Below are 23,177 nucleotides of genomic sequence, written 5' to 3'. Positions count from 1 at the left end.
ATAAAGTTTTAAAAGCCCGTCTGGTATTCATCCAGGCGGGCTTTTAACTTTATGGGTTATTTTTACCGCTCAGATAAACCATATGGTAAACGTAGATTATATCATTGTAGGGCAGGGGATTGCAGGTACTATGCTGAGCTGGGCTTTGTGGCAGGCGGGGAAGAAGGTACTGGTGATCGATGATGCAAAAGAAAACAGTGCGTCGCGGGTGGCGGCGGGTATTATTAACCCTGTGTCCGGTCGCCGGTTTGAGCCGGCATGGATGTATGACACCATTTATCCGTTTGCAAAGGATACCTATCATCAAATGTCGGAACTGCTGCAGGTGCCGGTGTTGACAGAGCGGCGTTTGTGGAATGTGTTTCCATCACAACAGATGCGGGATGCCTTTATGAAAAAGGCTGCTGATGGTAAGTACACTGCACTGCCGGAACAGCTGGAGTACGAAGAGGTATTGGACCAGCCTTATGGCGCGGCTGTTGTGCAGGGAGCTACGGTCAATCTGCGGGAGCTGCTGCCTGCCTGGCGTAAGTTTTTGCAGGCACAGGGGGCTTTGCGGGAAGCGCATGTAGATGTAGCTGCGCTGGATGTAAACGCGGATAGGGTGATTTATGAAGATATTATTGCGCAGAAGATCATTTTTTGTGATGGGGTAGCTACAACAAACAATCCCTGGTTTCATGCCCTCACTTTTTTGCCTAACAAGGGAGAGGTGCTGCTGGTGAGGATTCCAGGGCTACATACGGACGATATCATCAAAAAGAGTATTACACTGGTACCGCAGGGACCGGAGTTATTTTGGGCCGGTTCTTCTTTTGTTTGGGATTATGTTGATGATTTACCCACGGATAAACAAAGGGAGATACTGGAGAAAAGCCTGCAGCAGCTGTTAAAGGTGCCTTATACGGTAGAAGCGCAGCTGGCGGCGGTGCGGCCTTCGGGTAATGATCGCCGGCCAATGATAGGATTACATCCTGAAATGCCTTCAGTAGGCATCTTCAATGGTCTGGGTACCAAAGGTTGTTCGCTGGCACCCTTTATGGCTGCGCATTTTACAGCAGTGTTACAGGGAAATGCCCAGCTGATGCCGGAAGTAAATGTGAACAGATATTTTTAACATCAACAGGGATAAAATCTTGTTATCAGATTGTATCTTTCAGACCCTTGTGAATCTGATGATGAAATCATAGGAAGCTCAAGGATGGACAAAAAAGGGTATCTTTGCCCCCCTTGTGGGTATGGCAGAACAACTGAACAGTGGTCGTAAACAGCTGGCGGTACATTCGGGGGTTTCAATCATAAAACTATTAAAATCAATTATTTACGCATGTATAGGACGCACACTTGCGGGGAGTTAAGAATGGAGCAGGTAGGCCAGGAGGTGACGCTGGCAGGATGGATACAAACAGTCAGAAAATTTGGCAGCATCAATTTTTTTGATCTGCGGGACCGTTATGGTATCACTCAGCTGTTATTTCACGAAAGTCTGAATACCAAACTGGATGAGCAGCCGCTGGGCCGTGAATTTGTGATACAGGTGACCGGTATTGTCACCGAGCGTACGAACAAAAATAAAAACATCCCCACCGGTGATATTGAGATCACGGTGCGTGACTATAAAATCCTGAATGCGGCTAAAACACCGCCTTTCACTATTGTGGACGATACAGACGGAGGTGATGAGCTGCGTATGAAATACCGCTTCCTCGATCTCCGCCGTAATGCGGTAAGGCAGAATCTCGAACTGCGCTATAGTGTAGGTCGTGCTGCCCGTAACTTCCTGCATACCCGTAACTTCCTGGATGTTGAAACTCCTTTCCTGATCAACTCCACACCGGAAGGTGCCCGCGATTTTGTGGTGCCCAGCCGTATGAACCCTAACCAGTTCTATGGTTTGCCACAATCACCGCAAACCTTTAAACAACTGCTGATGGTGAGCGGTTATGACCGTTATTACCAGATCGTAAAGTGTTTCCGTGATGAGGACCTGCGTGCAGACCGTCAGCCGGAATTTACCCAGATCGATTGTGAGATGAGTTTTGTGGAGCAGGAAGACGTGCTCAACACATTTGAGGATATGCTGAAATATATCTTCAAAGAAATCAAAGGAATTGAGTTTGAAGGCGCTTTCCCACGGATGACCTGGGATGATGCGATGGAGTTTTACGGAAATGACAAACCAGACATCCGTTTTGACATGAAGCTGGTGAACCTGAATGATACCGTAAAACAAAAAGGGTTCAAAGTATTTGATGAGGCAGAGCTGGTGGTAGCGATCGCTGCTACAGGCTGCTCAGAATATACCCGCAAACAATTAGACGAACTGACAGAATGGGTGAAACGTCCGCAGATCGGTATGACCGGACTCATCTATGTGAAATACAATACAGACGGCACCCTGAAGAGCTCGGTAGATAAGTTTTTTGATGAGCAGCAGCTGCAGCTGTGGGCGCAAAAATGTCAGGCTAAGCCGGGAGATCTCATCCTGGTGCTGGCTGGCAAAGAAGAGCGTACCCGTAAGGCGATGAGCGAGCTCCGTCTGGAAATGGGCGAGCGCCTGGGCCTCCGCAATAAAAATGAGTATAAACCGTTGTGGGTGATAGACTTCCCGCTGTTTGAGTATGCAGAAGAGGAAAATCGCTGGGTAGCCCGTCACCATCCGTTCACTTCTCCGAAGCCGGAGCAGATCTCGTTAATGGACGATATGTCACAGTATGCCAAAATCAAGGCTAATGCGTATGACATCGTACTGAACGGTACAGAGATCGGAGGCGGTTCCATCCGTATCTATCAGCGTGATTTACAGCAGAAAATGTTTGCTGCGCTGGGTATGTCCAAAGAAGAGGCAGAACGCAAATTCGGCTTCCTGCTGGGAGCTTTTGAATATGGTGCACCGCCACATGGTGGTATCGCCTTCGGATTTGATCGCTTGTGCTCGCTGTTGGGTGGAAGTGATGGTATCCGTGACTTCATCGCCTTCCCGAAAAACAACCACGGCCGTGATGTCATGCTGGATGCTCCCGGTGAGCTGGATCAGGCCCAACTCGATGAATTAAGGATCAGTCTGGTAAAATAGATTACCGGCATAGTCTTTGCAATAACAGGGAACTTTAAGCGAGAAATCCCCTTTGATATGGCTCTTTCGCCGCATCAAAGGGGATTGGTGCTAATATAGAAAACAATTTTTTTAACAAGAAATTAACGACGAAGATAAGGCTAGAAGGAGAAAGAACGTATTATCTAATTTTTTAAAGTAATATTGCGGTGTGATCATCGTTGATATGTGAGGGGAAAATGATGCTGAAAACAAACAACAATCTATCACCTGTAACAAACAGTACACCTATGGGAAAATTTACAACATTCCTCAAACGGTCTATATGCTTAAGTGCGGTGCTTTTATTGCTGATGCTCAGTAATGTTGGATATGCTCAACAGTCCACGAGTAACTATCTGAAAAAATACAAACCGGTATCTGTAGAGCTGATGCAGGAAACCGGCGTTCCAGCGAGTGTTATCCTTGGGGTAGCCATGCTTGAATCCGGTGTAGGTACCAGTAGAAATGCCAAACTGCTGAATAACCACTTTGGTATTGTAGGTAAAAACAATCTTTCAAAGACTGCCCCTGGTACAAAATCCAGGTATAAGCAATATGCTTCTGCGGTAGCTTCTTATGAACACTTCGTTGAAGTGCTCGCCAGGAAAAAATGGTTTAGCCAGCTGAAAGGTAACCCCGAATTCGCGGTTTGGCTGAAACATATGAACCATAGCGGTTATTCTTCCGCTGGTCATGAATGGATCAGAAAAGTAACGAACATTATTAACCGTTATAAACTATATAAACTGGACGAAGGAATGGATAGCGTGGCACGGGGAGCAACCTGGTTGACCGTAGGCATGCCGCCAGCTACCGACGACCGGTGATGCTAATTGACTTTAGAATATGTCTGGCGAAAATAAGTCTGCCTATCCTTTTTACATTATTGTAGGATCATTGGTGTGTCTGGTGATATTGTCCCAGCTCAACGTTAGTTTATCATTTAAAGATTTTCAATTCCGGCGCCTGGACATGTTGTCAGAGCTACGATCGTCCAACCCGGAGAAAAAAGAGCTTACTGCTGGTAAAAACAGCAGTAAGCTTTCTCATTCTGATACGGCTGCCACTGCTACTCCTGGTAATACCCCTGCCGGCACCATCGTCAATCCGGATGCGGCATACGACTTTATGGCGTATAAAGGCATCCTCAATTACCCAACCCACGGCGAGGGTAGTATTGACAACGCCGGTATAGGCCGCTTCCTGACGGCCCTCAAAGAACTCAAAGCTGGTAAACGCAAAAAAGTCCGCATCGCCTACTTCGGCGACTCCATGATCGAAGGCGATCTCATCACCTCCGATCTGCGTGATAGCCTCCAGACCTACTTCGGCGGCGCTGGCGTAGGCTTTGTTCCCATCACTTCTGTGGTGGCCAGCTACCGGACTACCATCACCCACACTTTTTCCGGCAACTGGAAAGATTATCACTATAAAAATTCACCCCCTGCCAATATTTCACTGGGCCTTTCCGGACATACCTTCTATCCTGGCAGCGACAGCTGGATAAAATACACACCTGTCAAAAAGCCACGCCTGGATAAGTTTGACGAAATATCTGTACTCTACGGCCCGTCTGAAACCGGTACGATCAATATTAACGATAGAGCCTACACGCTTTCCGGCAATGCGCCGGTTAACAGGCTGGACCTGCGTCAGGATACCGGCGCCCCCTCCCTGACTATTAAGTACGGTGGTGGCCCTACCGTACCTTTTTACGGCGTTTGCTTTGAAACCGAAAATGGCGTGTATGTAGACAATTTCTCTTTCCGTGGTATCAGCGGCGTAGAGCTCGGTCACCTGTCTGCCGATATGGTCCGCCGCATGCAACAGGAGCGTCCTTACGACCTCATCGTGCTGCATTATGGTGCCAACGTGCTCTTCCGCCCCGAACTGACGGATTACAGCTGGTACGAGCGCCCCATGAAAAAAGTAGTGGACTCCCTGCGCAGAGACCTGCCTGGCACTTCTTTCCTGATAGTAGGCACCGCTGACAAATCCTATAAAAAAGGTGACAGATATATCACCGCCCCCGGCGTGGAAGCGCTGCTGAAAGTACAACACGACCTCGCTTCAGAATATGGTACTGCCTACTGGAACCTCTACGCTGCCATGGGCGGCCAGGGGTCTATGGTGAAATGGGTGGAAGGCGATACCGTACTGGCCAATAAAGACTATACACACCTTAACAGACAGGGTGCGTCCAAAGTGGGGGCGCTGCTGTATAAAGCTATTATGAATGATTACAGGCACTGAGAATAACCTCGGAAGAAGTATGCTGACAGTGCTGGCACTGTTGCTCACCACCTTTTCAACCTATGCGCAAAATGCAGGCATGATCCAGCAGGATACTGCCTTGTTTCGTGCATTCGACCAGCTGTCCAAAGCAGACAGTAATGTGGTGTCCATACTTCACCTGGGCGATTCCCATGTACAGGCAGGCTATTTCTCCCTGGCTACAGCAGCCCTGCTGCAACAGCAGTTCGGCTATGCCGGCAGGGGTTTTGTTTTCCCGTACAACCTGGCCGGTACCAACGGTCCCGAAGACTATCGCTGGAACAGCCCATCCCGCTGGACCATGGAAAGGGTAATAGACCGCTACAAACCACCCGTATTGGGACCCGGCGCCATCACCATACAAACACAGGCCACCCCGGCCCTGTCCTTTACCGGCAAACAGGATGCTGCCATGGACAACAACTTCCGCAAAGTGCAGTTGCTCTATGATGCCAATACCGACAGTAATAACCTCGTATGTCCTGAAGCTGAGATAACGGTAACGGGTATGCCATTCCCCGGTTCTCCGACCATCAAAATGGCTACACTTAACTTCCCTCAGTCTTCCCAGTCCTTCCAGGTGCGCTGGGAAAATACGGGCAACCTTCCTTTCCGCTTTTACGGTGCCGTATTCCAGAATGGACATAACGGTGTTTTATATCACAGTGTAGGCATCAACGGTGCGATGTACCAGCATTACAACGACCTGAGCAACGTACTGCTGGCGCAAATGTCGGTACTCCAGCCCCGGCTGGTCATCATCTCCCTGGGCACCAACGAAGCCTATGGTAAGTTTGACCCCCTGCTGTTCAGAAATGAAATCGACAAAACAGTACAACTGATACGTCAACAACTGCCTACTGCCTGTATCCTGCTCACCACCCCGCCAGACTGTATGCGGGCCGTGAGAAAAACCACCCGGAAAAAAATAGGCAAGAAAAAATACCGCACCATCCATTCTACCGCCTATTATCCCAATCCGTATATATCCATGGCAACACAACAGATTGTAGGATATGCCCGGCAACATGGGGTGGCCTGCTGGAATTTCAACGCTGTAAACAAAGACGAGAAAGACCGCTTTGCAGGAGGATGGGCACCAGACCATATTCATTTTAATCCAAGAGGATATCAGTTACAGGGACAGCTTCTGTATGAGGCTCTGAAACAATCCTACAATCAATATTTACAGGTAAAAAAGAAAAACCAAGTCAACACGGATGATCGACATTAGTAAGCTGTATTCCCTGCTGTTGTACAACCCATCAGATCCGGTACTGTTCAACAGTGCCTTCTTCTTTTATTTCTTCGCCCTCTTCCTGTTGTGCTATCTGGCTGTCAGCCGTAGCCAGGCAGGCAGGGTATGGGTGTACACTGTTTTTTCACTTTATTTCTTTTATAAGGCCTGCGGCTTTTATGTTGGTCTGGTGGTGCTTTCGGCCATTGTTGACTTTAATCTGTCGCGCTGGATATACTTTACCACAAGCCTCCGTGTCAAAAAATCGTTGCTGATATTCAGTATTCTCCTGAATATCGGGCTGTTGTTCTATTTTAAATACACCGACTTTTTTATCGGTATTGTCAACGATATGACCAACGGACATATCAGTCCGCTGCACCTGTTGCTGCCGATTGGTATCTCTTTTTATACTTTTGAAAACCTCAGTTATACCATCGATGTGTACCGGGGTGAGATAAAACCGGTGAACCGTTTCATGGATTACCTGTTTTTCCTGTCTTTCTTCCCCAAACTGATGATGGGCCCTATCGTAAGGGCGGCGGACTTTATTCCGCAGATCTATCAGCCTTACCGGCTCAATGGCGAAGATATCGGCAGGGGAATGGCGCTCATCGTTGGGGGCTTGTTTAAAAAGATTGTTATCTCCGACTTTATCTATCAGAACTTTGTACAGTATATTTTTGATGACCCCAGCAAACATACCGGCCTGGAGTGCCTGTTGGGCGTTTATGGGTATGCGTTAGTGATCTATTGCGACTTTTCCGGTTACTCTGATATGGCCATCGGTATTGCCCGCTGGACCGGCTTCAAGATTCCACCTAACTTTGATTCTCCTTACCAGAGTGCTTCTATTACGGAATTCTGGCGCCGCTGGCATATCTCTTTGTCCAGCTGGTTGCGCGATTACTTGTATATCCCGTTGGGCGGTAACCGTAAAGGCAAGGTACGGCAGTATATCAATCTGGCACTGACCATGCTGATCGGTGGTTTCTGGCATGGTGCCAGCTGGAACTTTATTTTCTGGGGTGGCTTACATGGTGCGGCACTGGCGATAGATAAAGTGAGGATAGACAGTCAGAAAAAGCGTAAGACCACTATCGCCGGTTGGCAGAAAGTTGGCGGTATCCTGCTGACATTCCATTTTGTATGTTTCTGCTGGATCTTCTTTAAAGCAGCTACTTTCCACGATGCATGGGCGCTCATTCATCAGATAGTATACGACTTCCAGCCGGGTATCTTCCTGCAGCTGTATGATGGTTATGCCGCTGTATTCTGGGTAATGATACTGGGTTTTGTGCTGCATTTCCTGCCTGCCAAAACGGAGATGCGGATGGCAAATGTACTGGGCCGGCTGCCGCTGGCTGGCAGTATTGCCGTGATGGTGATCTTCATCTGGTTGCTGGTACAGGTGAAAAGTACCCAGCCTATGATCCCGATCTATTTTCAGTTCTGATCCTGATAAAAGATGATAAACAAAAAGACGCAAGGAGATCCTTTGCGTCTTTTTTGTTTTATGTCAGTAAGTGCATCGTACGTACTATTTCTGCCAGGGAATAAAGATTTCGGAGCGGTGTGGTTCTGGTAGCGAGATAAAGAAGTTATTGGTCCGCATTTTAAAATTCCCTTCCCTGCAGTTGCTGTTAATGAATTTGTACATGGGAAGTCCTGCTTCAGAAAAGCTGAGGGGCACTTCCAGCTTTTTATAATGTCCCTCAGGTATTTGCATGTCCACCAGCTTAAAGCGTTCGTGGTACTCTACCATAATCCGGTAATGTGCCTGATCGTTGGACGCGATGTTGGGGAGCAGCAGTCCTACGTACATCATCATGCGGTCGTAGGTGGTAACGGGAACAACATCCAGTGTGCCGGTGATGATCCTTGGAGTGTCCATTTTAACGGCAGCTATCAGGGTCCGGAGTTGTTCTGTGTATTTATCCATGTATACCACCATTCCCCTAACGGGGTCACTGATACCGGGGAGTATGTTGTAATAAAGGGTGAAGGCGGGCAGTTTTTCATCTACTGTGCGTTCCATGTTAAAGTATTCCTCGTAGTCCTGGTGGGAGTCTGTAACAATTCTGGTTTGTTCCAGCGTATGCAGTTCTGCCGGCAGATAATCCACCTCCCTGATAGTAGTCGGGCTGGCGTTGAACCAGCCGCGGATAGCTTTGGAAAATGATTCGTTGGTATAGCCGCACCTTTCACTGATTTCGCTGATACTGAAATTGCTGTGTCGCAGGTATCCTATGCCGGCTTCCAGTCTGCTGCGTTTTACAAAATGGAGATAAGGTTCTCCCATTAGTTTGGCAAACTTGTGTGAGAAATTATCTTTTGAGACTGACAGCATATCTGCAACTTTCTGCAGGCTGATATCCATGAAAGGGTGATTTCGGGCATAGGCAATGGCTTGCTGTGCTTTCCATTCCCAGTGTTCCAGAGTTGACGTTTTCATAAGAGGTAATAATCCTATCAATTTAAGCCATTCACCTGGTTTATTGACCTGGACAATGTCGGATTAACGAGGGATTAACTGAACAACATCTCCCTGAAAATCCTACTTTTGCGCAAATTTTTATGAACTGATGCGAATGTTCAGAGCTCTTCTCCTGACAGCCCTTCTATCAGGCACTTTTTCTGTTGCCAGGGCACAATTCCTGATGGATATGATTGATACCACCACTGAGTTGGGGAAAGGGATGATCGCCATGTACCAGAAATATGACGCGCTGCGTTTCAGTGGTTATATTCAGCCTCAGTTCCAGCTGGCGGAGGCGAAAGGTATCAGCAGTTATGCCGGTGGTGATTTTCCTCCGGCTGTCAACAATCGTTTTTCGCTGCGTCGTGGACGTATACGCGTGGATTATGAGCGTTACGATCACCATGATATGCCGGTAGTGCAGTTTGCCTTTCAGTTTGATGGAACGGAGCGGGGTGTGTTTATCCGGGACTTCTACGGCCGTGTGTTTGAATCCCGCTTTAATATGTTTTCGCTGGCAGGTGGTATGTTTGCCCGGCCTTTTGGTTATGAGGTAAATCTTTCCTCTGCCGACCGTGAAACGCCGGAGCGTGGCCGCATGTCACAGATACTGATGAAAACGGAGCGGGACCTCGGGGCGATGGTGTCTTTTGAACCCCGCCGGAAAAACCATCCCCTGCGTTATCTCAAAATAGATGCGGGCCTGTTCAACGGGCAGGGACTTACCGGGCCTACCGATTTCGACAGTCATAAGGATTTTATCGGGCGTATAGCCATGAAGCCTTATCGTTTTAAAGGCAACAAATGGGTACTGTCTGCCGGTGTATCTGTATTGTACGGAGGTATGGAACAGTTTACCCCCTCCATTTACCGCATGGGTACTGTAAACGGACAAAAGGCTTTTGTACTGGATTCCAGCGGGCATAATGTGGGCAGGATTGCGCCCCGTCATTACTACGGTGCTGATGTACAGCTGAGGATACCCAACGGGCCCGGGAGAGGGTATACCCAGTTCAGGGCAGAATATATCCGCGGATCTCAGACAGCTACGGCGAATACAACAGAAACACCTGGTGTGATCCCTACAGATGCGCAGGGTAACCGACTGCCGCTGTATATCCGGCGCTTTGATGGTGCTTATCTGTATTTTATACAAAATCTGGCCAGTGACCGGCATCAGCTGGTAGTTAAATACGACTGGTACGACCCCAATAAGGATGTAAAAGGAAAAGAGATCGGCGCCCCCGGCACCAATCTCACTGCAGCAGATATCCGCTACAATACCCTGGGTATGGGCTATGTATACTACCCCAACGAGCACCTGAAGTTTATGGTGTACTACGACTGGGTGGAGAATGAAAATACAAGCCTGGCAGGCTTTACCTCTGATGTGAAGGATAATGTGCTGACCTGCCGGATGCAGTTCCGTTTCTGATATTACAACATGGATTCTTTGCCGGCTTCCATAGTAAAGCCGAATGTGCTGCCTATCTCCGGTTTACTGCGTACGGTGATGGACTGGTCGTGTGCTTCCACGATATGTTTTACGATGGCCAGCCCCAGGCCTGTTCCGCCGATATCGCGGCTGCGTGCCCGGTCTGTCCGGTAAAAACGTTCAAATACGCGGGGGAGGTGTTCTTCCGCCATGCCGATACCATCGTCGGAGATTTCCACCAGCACCCTTTTGTCATCCATGTTGTAGATGCTGGCCACAGTATGGCCGTCGGGTTTGCCGTATTTGATGGAGTTGTCTACCAGGTTAATAAGTACCTGACGGATTTTTTCCTTGTCGGCCAGCACAGGGACAGGTGCTTCGCAACCTTTTTTGATACTGAATTTAATGCCTTTGGTATTGGCTTTCAGGGAGAGGGTGTCGAACACGTCTTTTAACAGGTCCTGGATAACGAAAGTCTCGCTGTTGATCGTCATCTCGCCGCTTTCCAGCTTGGAGATTTCATCGAGGTCGTCTATCAGGCGGCAAAGGCGGTCGATATTTTTGGTGGCGTTTTTCAGGAACAGTTTATTCACTGCCGGATCTTCAAGGGCACCATCCAGCAGGGTGTGGATATAGCCCTGTACTGCGAAGATGGGCGTTTTAAGCTCATGTGACAGGTTGAGCAGGAACTCTTTCCGGAAAGCTTCATTACGACGCAGGTTTTCCAGTTCTTCCTTTTTCTGGCTGGCCCACTTCTCCACATCTTCGCTTACCTCTTCAATGGTCTTCAGGGGAAGGATATTTTTATGGAAAAACTCTTCCCTTTTGGACGCTTTGGTTTGATAGATAAACTTATAGATGAGTTTTATCTTTCTGTAGATGAAGTTCTGCAGCGTATACAGATAGAGGTAGTAAGATACCAGGAAAGTGAGTAGGAAGGCTCCCAATACTATTTTCCAGTTACCATCCACCAGGTAGCTGCCGAGTGCTATTATGGCTGATAGCACCAGGGCTGTAAATCCCGCCAGTTTTTGCGGGGACAGGTTTTTTGCTTTAAACATACTCCAAAGTGAGTAATTAGTATAATAATGGGAAATTACTTTAAATTTCTTTCTTGCCATAAAAAAGCCATTCGCCATTAGCGCCGGGCATGGGTCGCTCACGGTTAACAATAGTTCTGGTGGAGGAAATGCCGGGTTTCCGTCAGAGGAATTTTATTTTTTCAGGAGCGAGCGTTATCCGCTTACATTTCAAATTTATAACCTACTCCCTTTACGGTGGTGATCAGGTCGATCCCTATTTTCTGCCGTATTTTACGAATATGCACATCGATGGTTCGGTCACCAACGATCACTTCTGTACCCCATACCTGGTTCAGGATCTCATTGCGCAGGAATACACGGCCTGGTTTGGAGGCGAGCAGCTGTAACAACTCAAATTCCTTTTTGGCAAGTATGATTTCCTGACCTTTGTAGGTAACGGTGAATTTTTCCCGGTCTATGATCAGATCGCCCAGCTGTACCTGTGTTTCTTCTGCTTTATGCAGGCGGCGGAAAAGGGCGTTGATACGACTTACCAGTAATTTGGGTTTGATGGGTTTGGCGATATAGTCATCGGCGCCCATATTCAAACCGTCAATTTCAGATTTTTCATCGTTGAGCGCTGTCAGGAACAGCACCATGGTATCTTTAAAATCAGGAATCTTCCTGAGTTCCCGACAGGTGTCGATACCATTTTTGTTGGGCATCATGATATCCAGCATGATCAGATCGGGCCGGAATATTTTTGCTTTCTGTATAGCCTCGCTGCCGTCTTTGGCTGTTACGGTGTCGTAACCTGCCGATTTGAGATTGTAGCTGATAATCTCCAGGATGTCCAACTCATCATCTACTACCAGTATTTTACCTGCAACCGCTTGGTCTACCATAAAAAATTTGCTTTAAAAAGACGGCACAAAATTAAACAGCCGGTTCCGTGATTAATGGAAAATTAACATTATGAAATTGTTAATTCAATACCACTCTTTTTTCCGTTGAATGCCAGCAAGTTACATAGAATTTTAGCAGTATATGATATCCATTTATTTTTCTATCCGTATATTTCTGATTCTGATACAATAGCAGCTGATCCTTCTCAGCTATGATAAATTGGTTGTAAATTTGCTATTTGGTCGGAGTGAAAAGTACATCTACAATGAGAAAATTTCTATTCATCCTTTTACTCGCAGCTTCTCAAAGCAGTTGGGTACACGCACAAAGTGTTCATTCACAGATACCTATAACGAGACAAGGGATACATGACAACATTGACAAGGAACAGGCAGCTGCCGCAAAATTTGATGGTAAAGCAGATGATTTTGTAAAAGTGTCTGAGGATCAGACGATTAATCTGCAAGTGACTAATGCCCTCATGAAGCAGGTAGATGATATGCAATCATCTATAGAAGCCGACGGAGCGCTTGACCATCGTCTGAAAGTAAAATATCTCACCGGTCTCTATTCGGTGCTGAGAGACTTTAACGTTAAAAGAGCCAGAGGCCGTATTGAACCGGAAGAAGCTCCGGCTATCGTTACTGCCTACCGTGATATGATGCATGCCGACATCAATGGTAAAAGCATCGCTCCCTATATCAAAAATCTTTCTTTCGAAGGATCTGAGCGTATTATCGAAATATTTCACGACAACCCAGGCTATACCGAAGCCAAAGGCGAAGTATTCACCAAATATGCCTTCAACAATCTGGACACCGTGATGCCCAAGCTGCAGGACTACCTGCACTACCCGGGCGTTGACTCCATCGTGGCGGCCGTAGCACGTAAATACCCCAATCAGGTATTAACCTATGCTACTTCCTATACGCCAATGGCCAATGTCATCAAAAGAAATCCGGACCCGATCGTACAACAGATCGTCCGTATCGGTCAATCTTCCCAGAGCACCAAAATCCTGCCTTTCATCGATGAGCTGATGGCAGGTAACATCACGATGGAGAAACTGGAGAAAATTGTATCAAACGATTACCAGTATTACAAACAAATGGTGAAGTCCACCATCGCGCTGCAGAAACGCAAAAATGAAGGACTGTCTACCTACGGTATGAAGGCCATGATGGAAAATATGCAGGCCAAGTCACTGCTGTATATCCGCGAGGTGAACGACCTGCACGAAGAACCTGCCAATGTGCGCTTCCGCATCGTGAAGGAATTTACTCCTGAAGAGCTGTATTATCTGATCATCAACGGTCAGGAAGAGCTGTTTACTTCCAGTTATACCAATCACAACAATGCGGGTTTGTACGACCAGATGATGGTACGTATGAAACCGCCACGCGGCGACAGTTTACTGATGATGGTCAACTTCGACCGTTTCAAGAAATTTATCGCGATGGCAGCGGGTTTCAATACCCTGGACAACTTCCTGAAATCCATGGCGCCCGAAAACGCCAACTACTTGATGCAGAAATATGTGCAGAACCTGGAAAAAACAGAAGACCTGGAAGATGCTGTGGACGTGGCTAACTCCTTCGGTAGTATCCGGGATGAAAAACTGCTCAGCTTCCTGAGAGCAGAAGTAAAGAAAAACCTGGCTTATGTAAAAAAACATAGCGACAGAAGAGGTACCGTGATCTATCAGCTGCTCAGCAGCCTGTTCGAAACAGAATCTGCCAAAGGCGAAAACGATTCTACCAAAGCTACCGATATCGCTGCTGAATTTTCACTGCCTCCGATCAATTACGTAGATCACAACGCGCTGCAAAGCGATAGTGGCCGTGTATTCCAGCAGGTATTTTTCTATGGAGATAAAGACGGACAGGAGTCTTTCGCCAGCTTCATGACCAACTTCCCGTCATCCGACTGGAAAGTGGTGAAGAACAAGTATTATGCAACCATCACTTCGCTGAAAGGTAAGCCCACCACCATCTACGCCAATCTGCCGATAGATGAACCTGGTGATAAGGAAGCCATCCAGCGACTGTCTGAATACCTGGACGAAAACGATATTCATCCTACCATCTTCATTCACCGCGGACACAGCTATCATATCAACACTACGCTGGAGAACCTGCAAAGCTCTGCTAAGATAGTAGTGCTGGGTTCCTGTGGTGGTTATCATAACCTGGCCGTAGTACTGGAGAAATCACCGGAGGCGCATATCATCTCCTCCAAACAGGTAGGTACCCGCTTTGTAAACGAACCGATCATCCACAGCCTGGAAGACGTAGTTCGCTCTGGTAAAAATGTAGACTGGGTAGTGATGTGGGCTCAGCTGGCGAAGAAGTTTGCACCGGATGCCCGTAATAAAGAGCTGTTCAGTGACTATGTGCCACCGCACAAAAACCTGGGTGCCATCTTCATCAAGGCATACAGACAGATTATGAAAGACAGCGGGAAAAAGTAATTCCTGTTGTGTTAAAGATAACGAAGCCCGCCTGCTCTTGCCTGGCGGGCTTCTTTTATGTACTGCAGGCCCTGCCGCTAAAACCTCTCGTGTAATCGCAGGAAGCTTTTCGCATTTTTGTACTAGGTTTGTTGTATAGTTTTAAACATCGATCCCTTGGAAAATCTGGCCGTAAAGAAAGTATTTGATTTTAGTTTGTTACGACGCATCTTCACGTTCGCGGCGCCTTATAAACGGGCTTTATATCTGTCCATGGTGATGACGGTGATTTTTGCGGTTATCTCCCCGTTAAGACCCTATCTGATCCAGGTTACCGTAGATAAATACATTGCCAGTCAGCTGACTCGTATGCTCGTCACCGTTACCATCATACAGATGGTTTTACTGTTGCTCGAAAGTGTCGTAAGGTTTTATTTCTCTTATCTCACCAACTGGCTGGGACAGTCTGTGGTAAAAGACCTGCGGGTGACCGTCTACAAAAAGATTATCCGCCTCAACCTGGCATTTTTTGATAAAACACCGATCGGTACGCTCACCACTCGTACAGTGAACGATATCGAAGCCATCAATGATGTGTTTTCGGAAGGTATTATTTCCATCGTATCTGACCTGCTGACGATTGTGGCCATCCTGGTGGTGATGTTTTTGGCAGACTGGCGTTTGACGCTGGTCAGCCTTTCTCCTTTTCCAATATTGATTTTCGCGACTTATGTGTTTAAGGAGAGTGTCAACAAGTCTTTTTACCGTGTCAGGAATGCGGTGTCTGCGCTGAATGCCTTTGTACAGGAACACCTCACCGGTATGGTGGTAGTACAGGCTTTTACATCAGAGAAGCGGGAGTTTGCCCGTTTTAAGCATATCAACAAAGAACATCGGAAAGCCAATATTGACGCCATTTTCGCTTACTCTGTGTTTTTTCCGGTGGTGGAAATTATCCTGGCTATTTCCCTGGGGCTGATGGTATGGTGGGGATCCAACAAGGTACTGAACTATGAAGTGACCCAGGGTGTGATGATTGCTTTTATCATGTACCTGAATATGTTGTTCCGTCCGCTGCGGATGCTGGCAGATAAGTTTAACACCCTGCAGATGGGCATGGTGGCCAGCGAGCGCGTATTTAAGGTGCTGGACAACCAGGACTATATCCCCGACAAGGGCCATCAGCCGGCAGACAAGATGCAGGGCGCCATTACATTTGATCATGTTTCTTTTGCTTATGTAGAAGACCGCTATGTGCTGAAGGATATTACTTTCCAGGCCAAACCAGGTGATACGGTGGCTATTGTAGGGCACACCGGATCTGGTAAGACGACTATTATCAGCATCCTGAACAGGCTGTACGAAATCCAGAAGGGTAGTATTAAGATTGATGATATAGCATTACCGGACTATTCCCTGGAGGCGCTGCGCAGCAAGATCGGGGTGGTATTACAGGATGTGTTCCTGTTCTCCGGTTCCATCTATGATAACATTACACTGCACAACGGTGCCATTACGCGGGAGCAGGTGGAAGAGGCTTCAAAGCTGATCGGGATACATGATTTTATCATGCAGTTGCCCGGAGGCTATGATTATCAGGTGATGGAGAGGGGAAGTACCTTATCGTTGGGGCAGCGACAGCTGATTTCCTTTGTGCGGGCGTTGTTGTACAATCCGGCGATTCTGATACTGGATGAAGCGACCTCTTCTGTTGACACCGAGTCAGAGATGATGATACAAAATGCCATCGACAAGCTGATTGCCGACCGGACGGCTGTGATTATTGCGCACAGGCTGTCTACCATCAGTAAGGCGGATAAGATCATCGTGCTGGACAAGGGAGAGATCAAGGAGATGGGGACCCATGAAGAGCTGTTGAAGCTGGAAGGGTTTTATTTCAAGCTGCACAGTATGCAGTTTAATGCCAACAAAGTATAGTGGAGCAGGGGAGACTGCAGTAATGTTTCAGTGCTACAAATGATAAAAAAATATATATGGCAGATTGCTGAGAGAAGTATCATTTTTTAGGTGCTTTTCCTGGGTAGCAGCAATGTTTTATTAGGGATATAAACTCCTGATTATCAATACATATACAATATCTCCATAGTTTTTTGCATAGTCGCTGAATTTTTGAGATAAAAACGTTTATCTTTGCGCAAAATTTCAGAAAACGGTGATTTCTTTCAGTAAGTTCAAACATAGAATGGTAGCACTTGTGATGGTTTTAGGCCTTCACAGTTTTGGTAATTTTTCCTATGCGGCACATAATGAGGGCGGTACCGAGCCAGCAACTCATCAGGATGCAGTAGCTGAAGAACCAAAAAAATTTGATGCTAAGGAAGTAATTCTCGGACACGTTAAGGACGCACATGACTGGCATCTGTTCAGCATAGGCGAAACGCATGCGACCATTCCGCTGCCTGTGATTATTTATAATCCTACACGTGGACTTTCTGTATTTTCTTCTTCCCAGTTTCATCATGGTCATGAAGCGCATGACGGTTACCGTCTGGTAAACGCGCACTACGTGCATGAGAAAGGACTGGATCCGGCTAAATATGCAGATGGCAAGGTAATCGCAGTAGATGCGAACGATATGCCGACCGGCGAGGAGATCTACGATCTCTCCATCACCAAAAACATCACCTCTATGATTATTGCGGCTGTGCTGCTGATCATTCTGATGCTGAACGTAGCGAAGGCGTACCGTGTTCGTGGTGCCAAAAAAGCGCCTAAAGGCTTCCAGAGCCTGATTGAGCCGGTGATCATCTTCATGCGTGATGAGGTGGTAAAACCAAACATTCCTGGTAAAGCAGAGAAGTATACTCCGTTTATACTGACTATTTTCTTCTTTATTCTGATTAACAACCTGTTGGGTCTGTTACCTGGTTCTGCCAACGTAACCGGTAACATCGCTGTGACTGCTGCGCTGGCTATCATCAGCTTTATAGCTACTATGTTCTCTACCAACAAACATTTCTGGGGACATATCTTTAATCCTCCTGTGCCTATGGGCGTGAAGGTCATCCTGGCTCCGGTAGAGCTGATTGGTGTGGTTACCAAGCCGGTATCACTGGCAATCAGGTTGTTTGCCAACATTCTGGCAGGTCACATCATCATCCTGAGTATTATTTCCCTGGTGTTCATCTTTGGATCTTTAAGCAAGGTGGCTGGTTATGGCTTCCTGCCAATAACTATTGCGTTCAACATCGTAATGATGATGCTGGAGTTGCTGGTTGCCTTTATCCAGGCCTTTATCTTTGCCAACCTGACAGCCGTGTTTATTGGCCAGGCAATGGAAGGTGGACATGATGATCATCACTAATCAATCGTAATTTCTTAAATACAAATACATATTCATTATGGCACTTTTGACTGTTTTATTGCAGGCTGCTGCAGTATCTGGTTTAGCTAAAGCTGGTGGCGCTGTAGGCGCTGGTATCGCTGCTATCGCTGCTGGTATCGGTGTGGGCAACATTGGTAAAAGCGCTCTGGAGTCTATCGCTCGTCAACCAGAAGCTGCTAACGACATCCGTGCGAACATGATCCTGGCTGCTGCGCTGGTTGAGGGTGTTGCCCTCTTCGGTGTAATCGCTGGTCTGCTGGCGGTAGTTCTGTAAGCCAAACTTTTTACTGCATCCGGCGCACAGGGCAATGGATGCAGTAATCTTTCATTTGGCCATTGGATTATTGAGAGATGGGTTGATTTCCATCACTTCCTGAAACCGATAAATATCAAATCAAAATAAATAAAATTCATATAACATGGATCTGTTGATACCCGCGTTGGGCTTGTTTCTTATCTCATTCGTCATTTTCATCATCGTATTCCTGATCCTGAAAAAATTTGCATGGACTCCGATCCTGGCAGTTTTGAAAGAAAGGGAAGGCTCTATCGCAGATTCCATTGCTTCCGCTGAAAGAGTGAAGGAAGAGATGGCGCAGATGAAAGCTGAGCATGAGCATGTACTGGCTGAAGCGAAAGCTGAAAGAAGCAAAATCCTGAAAGAGGCGAAAGACGCGAAAGATGTTATCATCAGCGAGGCGAAAGCACAGGCGCAGGCTGAAGCCAAAAAGATCATCAGCGAAGCTTATACAGCGATTGAAAATCAAAAACTGGCAGCTCTGACCGACGTGAAAAACCAGGTAGGTTCGCTCGTGATTGAAGTGGCTGAGAAAGTGTTGAGAAGAGAACTGGCTGATAAAACAGCTCAGGAATCTTACGTGAAACAACTGGCTGGAGAAATTAAACTGAATTAAGATATTAACTGTTGGCCTCCGGTATCTGCCGGAGGCTGACGGCTAAAAGCTATAAGCTATATGCAGAATCCCCGTTTAGCATCTAGGTATGCAAAATCATTGATAGACCTGGTTCAGGAAAAGGGCCAGCTGGAAGCGGTGCATAACGACATGCTGTTCCTGCAGCAACTGGTGAAATCCAACCGCGATGTGGTGAGTTTGCTCAAAAGCCCGATTATCAAGGCTGATAAAAAGCAGAAGATCATGGCGGCCATCCTGGAAGGTAGAGTAAATGCTACCACCCTGGCTTTCATCAACCTGCTGATCAATAAAACACGTGAAAGCTGCCTGCCCGAAATGGCGGTAGAATTCACCCGTCAGTACAATGTTATCAAAAACATCAGTATTGTAAAAATCACTACAGCAGTAGCACTGGACAACGCTACCCTGGAAACAATCCGTCAGAAAGTGGCCAGCGAGATCCCTCAGCAGGTACAACTGGAAACAGCTGTAAATGAAGAGTTGATCGGTGGTTTTGTGCTCGAAGCCAACGACAATCTGTTTGATGCTTCCGTTGCCCGTGATCTGCACGATATCAAAAAACAATTCAGCAAGAATATTTACGTATCCGCAATACGTTAATTAAAAACAGCAGCCGCTGCGTACACGCAAAGCTGTTGTCGTTATATAAATTTTTCTAACGACTTTTTTTAAAATCATAATTATGGTTGATATTAAACCTGATGAAATTTCGGCGATATTACGCCAGCAGTTAAGCAACTTCAATGCTTCTGCCGATCTCGAAGAGGTAGGCACAGTATTGTCGGTGGGTGATGGTATCGCCCGCATCTACGGTTTGGGTAATGTGCGTTATGGTGAACTGGTTGAATTCAGCAATGGTGTAAAAGCAATTGCATTGAACCTGGAAGAAGATAACGTAGGTGTGGTTTTGATGGGTGGATCTCAGGACATTAAAGAAGGAGATAAAGTACGTCGTACCGGTAAAATCGCTTCCATCAACGTGGGCGAAGGCATGGTAGGACGCGTGGTAAATACACTGGGCGAACCAATCGATGGTAAAGGCCCTATCACTGGTCAGCTGTATGAAATGCCACTGGAGCGTAAAGCACCAGGTGTACTGTACCGCGAACCAGTAAAAGAACCGCTGCAGACTGGTATCAAAGCGATCGACGCGATGATTCCTATCGGCCGTGGTCAGCGTGAGCTGGTAATCGGTGACCGTCAGACAGGTAAAACTGCTATCTGTATCGATACCATCATCAACCAGAAAGAATTTTATGAAGCAGGTAAACCTGTATTTTGCATATACGTGGCTGTAGGTCAGAAAGCATCTACCGTTGCAGGTGTAATGAAAACTTTACAGGAAGCTGGTGCAATGGCTTACACTGTAATCGTTGCTGCTTCTGCATCTGAACCAGCTCCGCTGCAGTTCTACGCTCCATTTGCCGGTGCTGCTATCGGTGAGTTCTTCCGTGACAGCGGCCGTCCAGCCCTGATCGTATACGATGACCTGTCCAAACAGGCCGTTGCTTACCGTGAGGTATCCCTGCTGCTGAAACGTCCTCCTGGTCGTGAAGCTTATCCTGGTGACGTATTCTACCTGCATAGCCGTCTGCTCGAACGTGCTGCGAAAATCATCAACAACGATGATATCGCAAAACAAATGAACGACCTGCCTGAGTCTATCAAACACCTGGTAAAAGGTGGTGGTTCCCTCACTGCATTGCCGATCATCGAAACACAGGCATCTGACGTATCTGCATACATCCCAACCAACGTAATCTCCATCACCGATGGTCAGATCTTCCTGGAAGGTAACCTGTTCAACGCCGGTGTACGTCCTGCGATCAACGTAGGTATCTCCGTAAGCCGCGTGGGTGGTAACGCTCAGATCAAATCCATGAAATCAGTATCCGGTACCCTGAAACTCGACCAGGCTCAATACCGCGAAATGGAGGCCTTCTCCAAATTCGGTGGTGACCTGGACGCTGCTACCAAAGCAGTTATCGACAAAGGTGCCCGTAACGTGGAAATCCTGAAACAAGCACAGTTCAGCCCGCTGCCTGTAGAAAAACAAGTCGCAATCATCTACCTCGGTACCAAAGGTCTGCTGCGTGATGTTCCGGTTAAACAGGTTCGCGCTTTCGAAGAAGCTTTCCTGAACGAAATGCAGGTTCGCTTACCAGAAGTACTGGCCGAATTCAAAAGCGGTAAACTGCCTGAAGAAGGTATCAAAAAGATGCTGACCCTGGCTAATGAACTGAAACCAAGGTTCGTTTAAGATCGTAATTAGCTATTTTTTATAATAGAAGCCTCTGCCTGTTCTTGGCAGAGGCTTCTTTATTTATTCATGTATAAACACTTCGGTTGTGAAAAACATAGAATACAATAATATTTACATATTACTTGTTTTCAGGCTTTTAGTCATTGTCTGATCATAATTTTTTTTTATTTATTGGGATGACGACGTTATATTTGATTGACAATGAGAACGTCATAAACCAAAATTCACTTTGATGTTTTTGCCCCGTTCATGACCTCACCACCCCTTTAGACAACTTTTTACATTCTTTTTTTCTCCCTGGTTTGCATGTGAAGCTATGACTGTTTGTGTCCCGGCCTGAGATACCATATCTTAAACAGTTTGTCTATGGATGTATGTTTACGATTGTTTGTATACGCGGTAAAAAAATGGTTATGTAGGAGGGCAGATGCCCCGCTCCCCGTATATACCTGCCTGTTACTAACATCCGACACACAATTTACCAGCATAGAAGATTTTGAGGGAAACCCCATCAGCAACACCACCAGGAGTGGTGCTGCCCTGCTTATTTCCGGTACCATAGAAAAAGGATGGCTGCAGGGCCAAACAGCCGGATTTACAACTTTGTGAACACCGGTTTCCTTTTTGTTGTTTATACTTCACCGTTAGTACAATCAGGAACAGACAGGAAAAGGCATATAAAGGCTGGATAAAATGATGCAGGTAATCATATAAAATGGTCCACATATATGACAAAGCGACTCCTATTATTTGTATTAGGCTGCTTAGGGCTACTGACAGCTGCCGGACAACAAAATGTTCAGTTCAGCCAGTATATATTTAATGGCCTGAGTGTAAACCCGGCATACGCCGGATACAAGCAGGACTGGTACCTGAATGCCATTTACCGCCACCAGTGGGTTAATTTCCCGGGAGCACCACAAACGGCAGGTGTCTCCATTGATGGCCTTACAAACGCCAAAGACGAAAGAGTAGGAGTAGGCGCACAGGTGATGTTTGATAAACTGGGGCCTCAGGAAAACCTGTCGGCATACGGTTTTTACTCCTACCGCATCCCGCTCGATCCTGATGATACCCGGCGTCTGTGCATTGGCCTGGGCGGAGGCATCACCCAGTACAGCGTAGATGGTACCGCACTGAAGTTTGTGGACGACCTGGACCAGGCTATCCCACAGGGTAAAACCTCTAGAATAGTTCCTGACGCCCGTTTTGGCGTGTATTACTATACGCCTAAGTTTTATATCGGTGCTTCTGTCATGGACCTGTTTTCCCTGTATACCTCCAATATCAATTACTACTGGGGTGGATACAATTACAGCACTTTGCGTAAGACCCAGCATCTGTATCTGACGGCCGGTTATCTGCTGAATCTTTCAGAAAACCTCAAACTGAAACCATCATTGCTGGTGAAGGAAGATTTTAAAGGCCCTACAAATCTGGATATCAACGCATTTTTACTGATAGCCGACAGGCTATGGATTGGTGGCTCCTATCGCACAGGGGTGAAGTTATGGAGCAAACCTGCACTGGCCAACGATCTGGAACAACTGGACGCCGCCAGTGCACTGGTGGAGTTTTACGCCACACCACAGCTCCGTATTGGTTATTCATACGATATCACCATCAACAAAATGGCCAGCTATCAGCAAGGGTCACACGAAATCTCAGTAGGCTTCCTCTTCAACAGTAAAAAATATCAATCCCGTACTATGAGTCCCCGGTACTTTTAAAATA

General features: G+C 46.8%; 19 protein-coding genes. 16 read left to right on the top strand and 3 right to left on the bottom strand.

Features of this window, described 5'->3' with window-relative positions; translation table 11 throughout:
- Nucleotides 1–82: 82 nt before the first annotated feature.
- From KD145_RS16925 to KD145_RS16900, 6 genes are all read left to right on the top strand, one after another.
- Complete coding sequence (locus KD145_RS16925; protein ID WP_212000115.1) at nt 83–1,117, top strand: FAD-binding oxidoreductase; 1,035 nt, start codon at nt 83–85, stop codon at nt 1,115–1,117.
- A 210-nt stretch (nt 1,118–1,327) separates the two neighbouring features.
- Nucleotides 1,328–3,076 carry an aspartate--tRNA ligase gene (gene aspS, locus KD145_RS16920; protein WP_212000114.1) on the top strand — a complete coding sequence of 583 codons (1,749 nt, stop codon included), beginning with the start codon at nt 1,328–1,330 and terminating at the stop codon, nt 3,074–3,076.
- Nucleotides 3,077–3,345: 269 nt separating this feature from the next.
- Entirely contained in the window at nt 3,346–3,924 is a 579-nt protein-coding gene (locus KD145_RS16915; protein WP_212000112.1) for a glucosaminidase domain-containing protein, read from the top strand.
- A 538-nt stretch (nt 3,925–4,462) separates the two neighbouring features.
- Entirely contained in the window at nt 4,463–5,350 is an 888-nt protein-coding gene (locus tag KD145_RS32585; protein WP_374223535.1) for a GDSL-type esterase/lipase family protein, read from the top strand.
- On the top strand, nt 5,334–6,605 hold the full coding sequence (locus KD145_RS16905; protein ID WP_212000108.1) for a GDSL-type esterase/lipase family protein: 1,272 nt from the start codon (nt 5,334–5,336) through the stop codon (nt 6,603–6,605). Before KD145_RS32585 ends, KD145_RS16905 begins: the two co-directional genes overlap by 17 nt.
- Nucleotides 6,592–8,064, top strand: a complete 1,473-nt coding sequence (locus tag KD145_RS16900) for an MBOAT family protein (RefSeq protein WP_212000106.1) — start codon at nt 6,592–6,594, stop codon at nt 8,062–8,064. The genes KD145_RS16905 and KD145_RS16900 overlap by 14 nt, the downstream gene beginning before the upstream one ends.
- A gap of 84 nt (nt 8,065–8,148) precedes the next feature.
- Here KD145_RS16900 and KD145_RS16895 read toward each other — a convergent pair whose 3' ends face one another.
- A complete protein-coding gene (locus tag KD145_RS16895; protein ID WP_212000104.1) occupies nt 8,149–9,063 on the bottom strand; it encodes a helix-turn-helix transcriptional regulator in 915 nt (304 codons plus the stop codon).
- 136 nt (nt 9,064–9,199) lie between these two features.
- Between KD145_RS16895 and KD145_RS16890 the strand changes: the two genes are divergently transcribed.
- Complete coding sequence (locus tag KD145_RS16890) at nt 9,200–10,522, top strand: porin (protein WP_212000102.1); 1,323 nt, start codon at nt 9,200–9,202, stop codon at nt 10,520–10,522.
- 2 nt (nt 10,523–10,524) lie between these two features.
- Here KD145_RS16890 and KD145_RS16885 read toward each other — a convergent pair whose 3' ends face one another.
- Nucleotides 10,525–11,583, bottom strand: coding sequence for a cell wall metabolism sensor histidine kinase WalK (locus KD145_RS16885; RefSeq protein ID WP_170148833.1), 1,059 nt, complete (start codon nt 11,581–11,583; stop codon nt 10,525–10,527).
- Between the two features lie 182 nt (nt 11,584–11,765).
- Nucleotides 11,766–12,449, bottom strand: coding sequence for a response regulator transcription factor (locus KD145_RS16880; protein WP_212000100.1), 684 nt, complete (start codon nt 12,447–12,449; stop codon nt 11,766–11,768).
- A gap of 266 nt (nt 12,450–12,715) precedes the next feature.
- Here KD145_RS16880 and KD145_RS16875 point away from each other — a divergent pair, with 266 nt between their 5' ends.
- The 9 genes from KD145_RS16875 to KD145_RS16835 all read left to right on the top strand — a co-directional run bounded on the left by KD145_RS16875 (nt 12,716) and on the right by KD145_RS16835 (nt 23,173).
- Entirely contained in the window at nt 12,716–14,920 is a 2,205-nt protein-coding gene (locus KD145_RS16875; RefSeq protein WP_212000098.1) for a hypothetical protein, read from the top strand.
- A 156-nt stretch (nt 14,921–15,076) separates the two neighbouring features.
- Entirely contained in the window at nt 15,077–16,837 is a 1,761-nt protein-coding gene (locus KD145_RS16870) for an ABC transporter ATP-binding protein (protein ID WP_212000096.1), read from the top strand.
- A gap of 265 nt (nt 16,838–17,102) precedes the next feature.
- Entirely contained in the window at nt 17,103–18,224 is a 1,122-nt protein-coding gene (atpB, locus tag KD145_RS16865; protein ID WP_249219405.1) for a F0F1 ATP synthase subunit A, read from the top strand.
- A gap of 37 nt (nt 18,225–18,261) precedes the next feature.
- On the top strand, nt 18,262–18,519 hold the full coding sequence (atpE, locus tag KD145_RS16860) for an ATP synthase F0 subunit C (protein WP_113616543.1): 258 nt from the start codon (nt 18,262–18,264) through the stop codon (nt 18,517–18,519).
- Nucleotides 18,520–18,664: 145 nt separating this feature from the next.
- A complete protein-coding gene (atpF, locus tag KD145_RS16855) occupies nt 18,665–19,159 on the top strand; it encodes a F0F1 ATP synthase subunit B (RefSeq protein ID WP_212000092.1) in 495 nt (164 codons plus the stop codon).
- A 60-nt stretch (nt 19,160–19,219) separates the two neighbouring features.
- Nucleotides 19,220–19,780, top strand: coding sequence for an ATP synthase F1 subunit delta (atpH, locus tag KD145_RS16850; protein ID WP_212000090.1), 561 nt, complete (start codon nt 19,220–19,222; stop codon nt 19,778–19,780).
- 82 nt (nt 19,781–19,862) lie between these two features.
- Nucleotides 19,863–21,440, top strand: a complete 1,578-nt coding sequence (atpA, locus tag KD145_RS16845; protein WP_212000088.1) for a F0F1 ATP synthase subunit alpha — start codon at nt 19,863–19,865, stop codon at nt 21,438–21,440.
- Between the two features lie 369 nt (nt 21,441–21,809).
- A complete protein-coding gene (locus KD145_RS16840) occupies nt 21,810–22,052 on the top strand; it encodes a hypothetical protein (RefSeq protein WP_212000086.1) in 243 nt (80 codons plus the stop codon).
- A 119-nt stretch (nt 22,053–22,171) separates the two neighbouring features.
- Nucleotides 22,172–23,173, top strand: a complete 1,002-nt coding sequence (locus tag KD145_RS16835; protein WP_212000085.1) for a type IX secretion system membrane protein PorP/SprF — start codon at nt 22,172–22,174, stop codon at nt 23,171–23,173.
- Nucleotides 23,174–23,177: the final 4 nt, after the last annotated feature.

The organism is Chitinophaga sp. HK235, assembly GCF_018255755.1.
Taxonomy (GTDB): Bacteria; Bacteroidota; Bacteroidia; order Chitinophagales; family Chitinophagaceae; genus Chitinophaga.
The sequence above is the reverse complement of the archived record's forward strand: the minus strand, read 5'-3'. Positions and strand labels throughout refer to the sequence as shown.

Coding starts and splice junctions, on each gene's coding strand:
- KD145_RS16925 (WP_212000115.1), top strand. CDS start 83: ATGGTAAACGTAGATTATATCATTGTAGGGCAGGGGATTGCAGGTACT.
- aspS (WP_212000114.1), top strand. CDS start 1,328: ATGTATAGGACGCACACTTGCGGGGAGTTAAGAATGGAGCAGGTAGGC.
- KD145_RS16915 (WP_212000112.1), top strand. CDS start 3,346: ATGGGAAAATTTACAACATTCCTCAAACGGTCTATATGCTTAAGTGCG.
- KD145_RS16905 (WP_212000108.1), top strand. CDS start 5,334: ATGATTACAGGCACTGAGAATAACCTCGGAAGAAGTATGCTGACAGTG.
- KD145_RS16900 (WP_212000106.1), top strand. CDS start 6,592: ATGATCGACATTAGTAAGCTGTATTCCCTGCTGTTGTACAACCCATCA.
- KD145_RS16895 (WP_212000104.1), bottom strand. CDS start 9,063: ATGAAAACGTCAACTCTGGAACACTGGGAATGGAAAGCACAGCAAGCC.
- KD145_RS16890 (WP_212000102.1), top strand. CDS start 9,200: ATGTTCAGAGCTCTTCTCCTGACAGCCCTTCTATCAGGCACTTTTTCT.
- KD145_RS16885 (WP_170148833.1), bottom strand. CDS start 11,583: ATGTTTAAAGCAAAAAACCTGTCCCCGCAAAAACTGGCGGGATTTACA.
- KD145_RS16880 (WP_212000100.1), bottom strand. CDS start 12,449: ATGGTAGACCAAGCGGTTGCAGGTAAAATACTGGTAGTAGATGATGAG.
- KD145_RS16875 (WP_212000098.1), top strand. CDS start 12,716: ATGAGAAAATTTCTATTCATCCTTTTACTCGCAGCTTCTCAAAGCAGT.
- atpB (WP_249219405.1), top strand. CDS start 17,103: ATGGTAGCACTTGTGATGGTTTTAGGCCTTCACAGTTTTGGTAATTTT.
- atpE (WP_113616543.1), top strand. CDS start 18,262: ATGGCACTTTTGACTGTTTTATTGCAGGCTGCTGCAGTATCTGGTTTA.
- atpF (WP_212000092.1), top strand. CDS start 18,665: ATGGATCTGTTGATACCCGCGTTGGGCTTGTTTCTTATCTCATTCGTC.
- atpH (WP_212000090.1), top strand. CDS start 19,220: ATGCAGAATCCCCGTTTAGCATCTAGGTATGCAAAATCATTGATAGAC.
- atpA (WP_212000088.1), top strand. CDS start 19,863: ATGGTTGATATTAAACCTGATGAAATTTCGGCGATATTACGCCAGCAG.
- KD145_RS16840 (WP_212000086.1), top strand. CDS start 21,810: ATGGATGTATGTTTACGATTGTTTGTATACGCGGTAAAAAAATGGTTA.
- KD145_RS16835 (WP_212000085.1), top strand. CDS start 22,172: ATGACAAAGCGACTCCTATTATTTGTATTAGGCTGCTTAGGGCTACTG.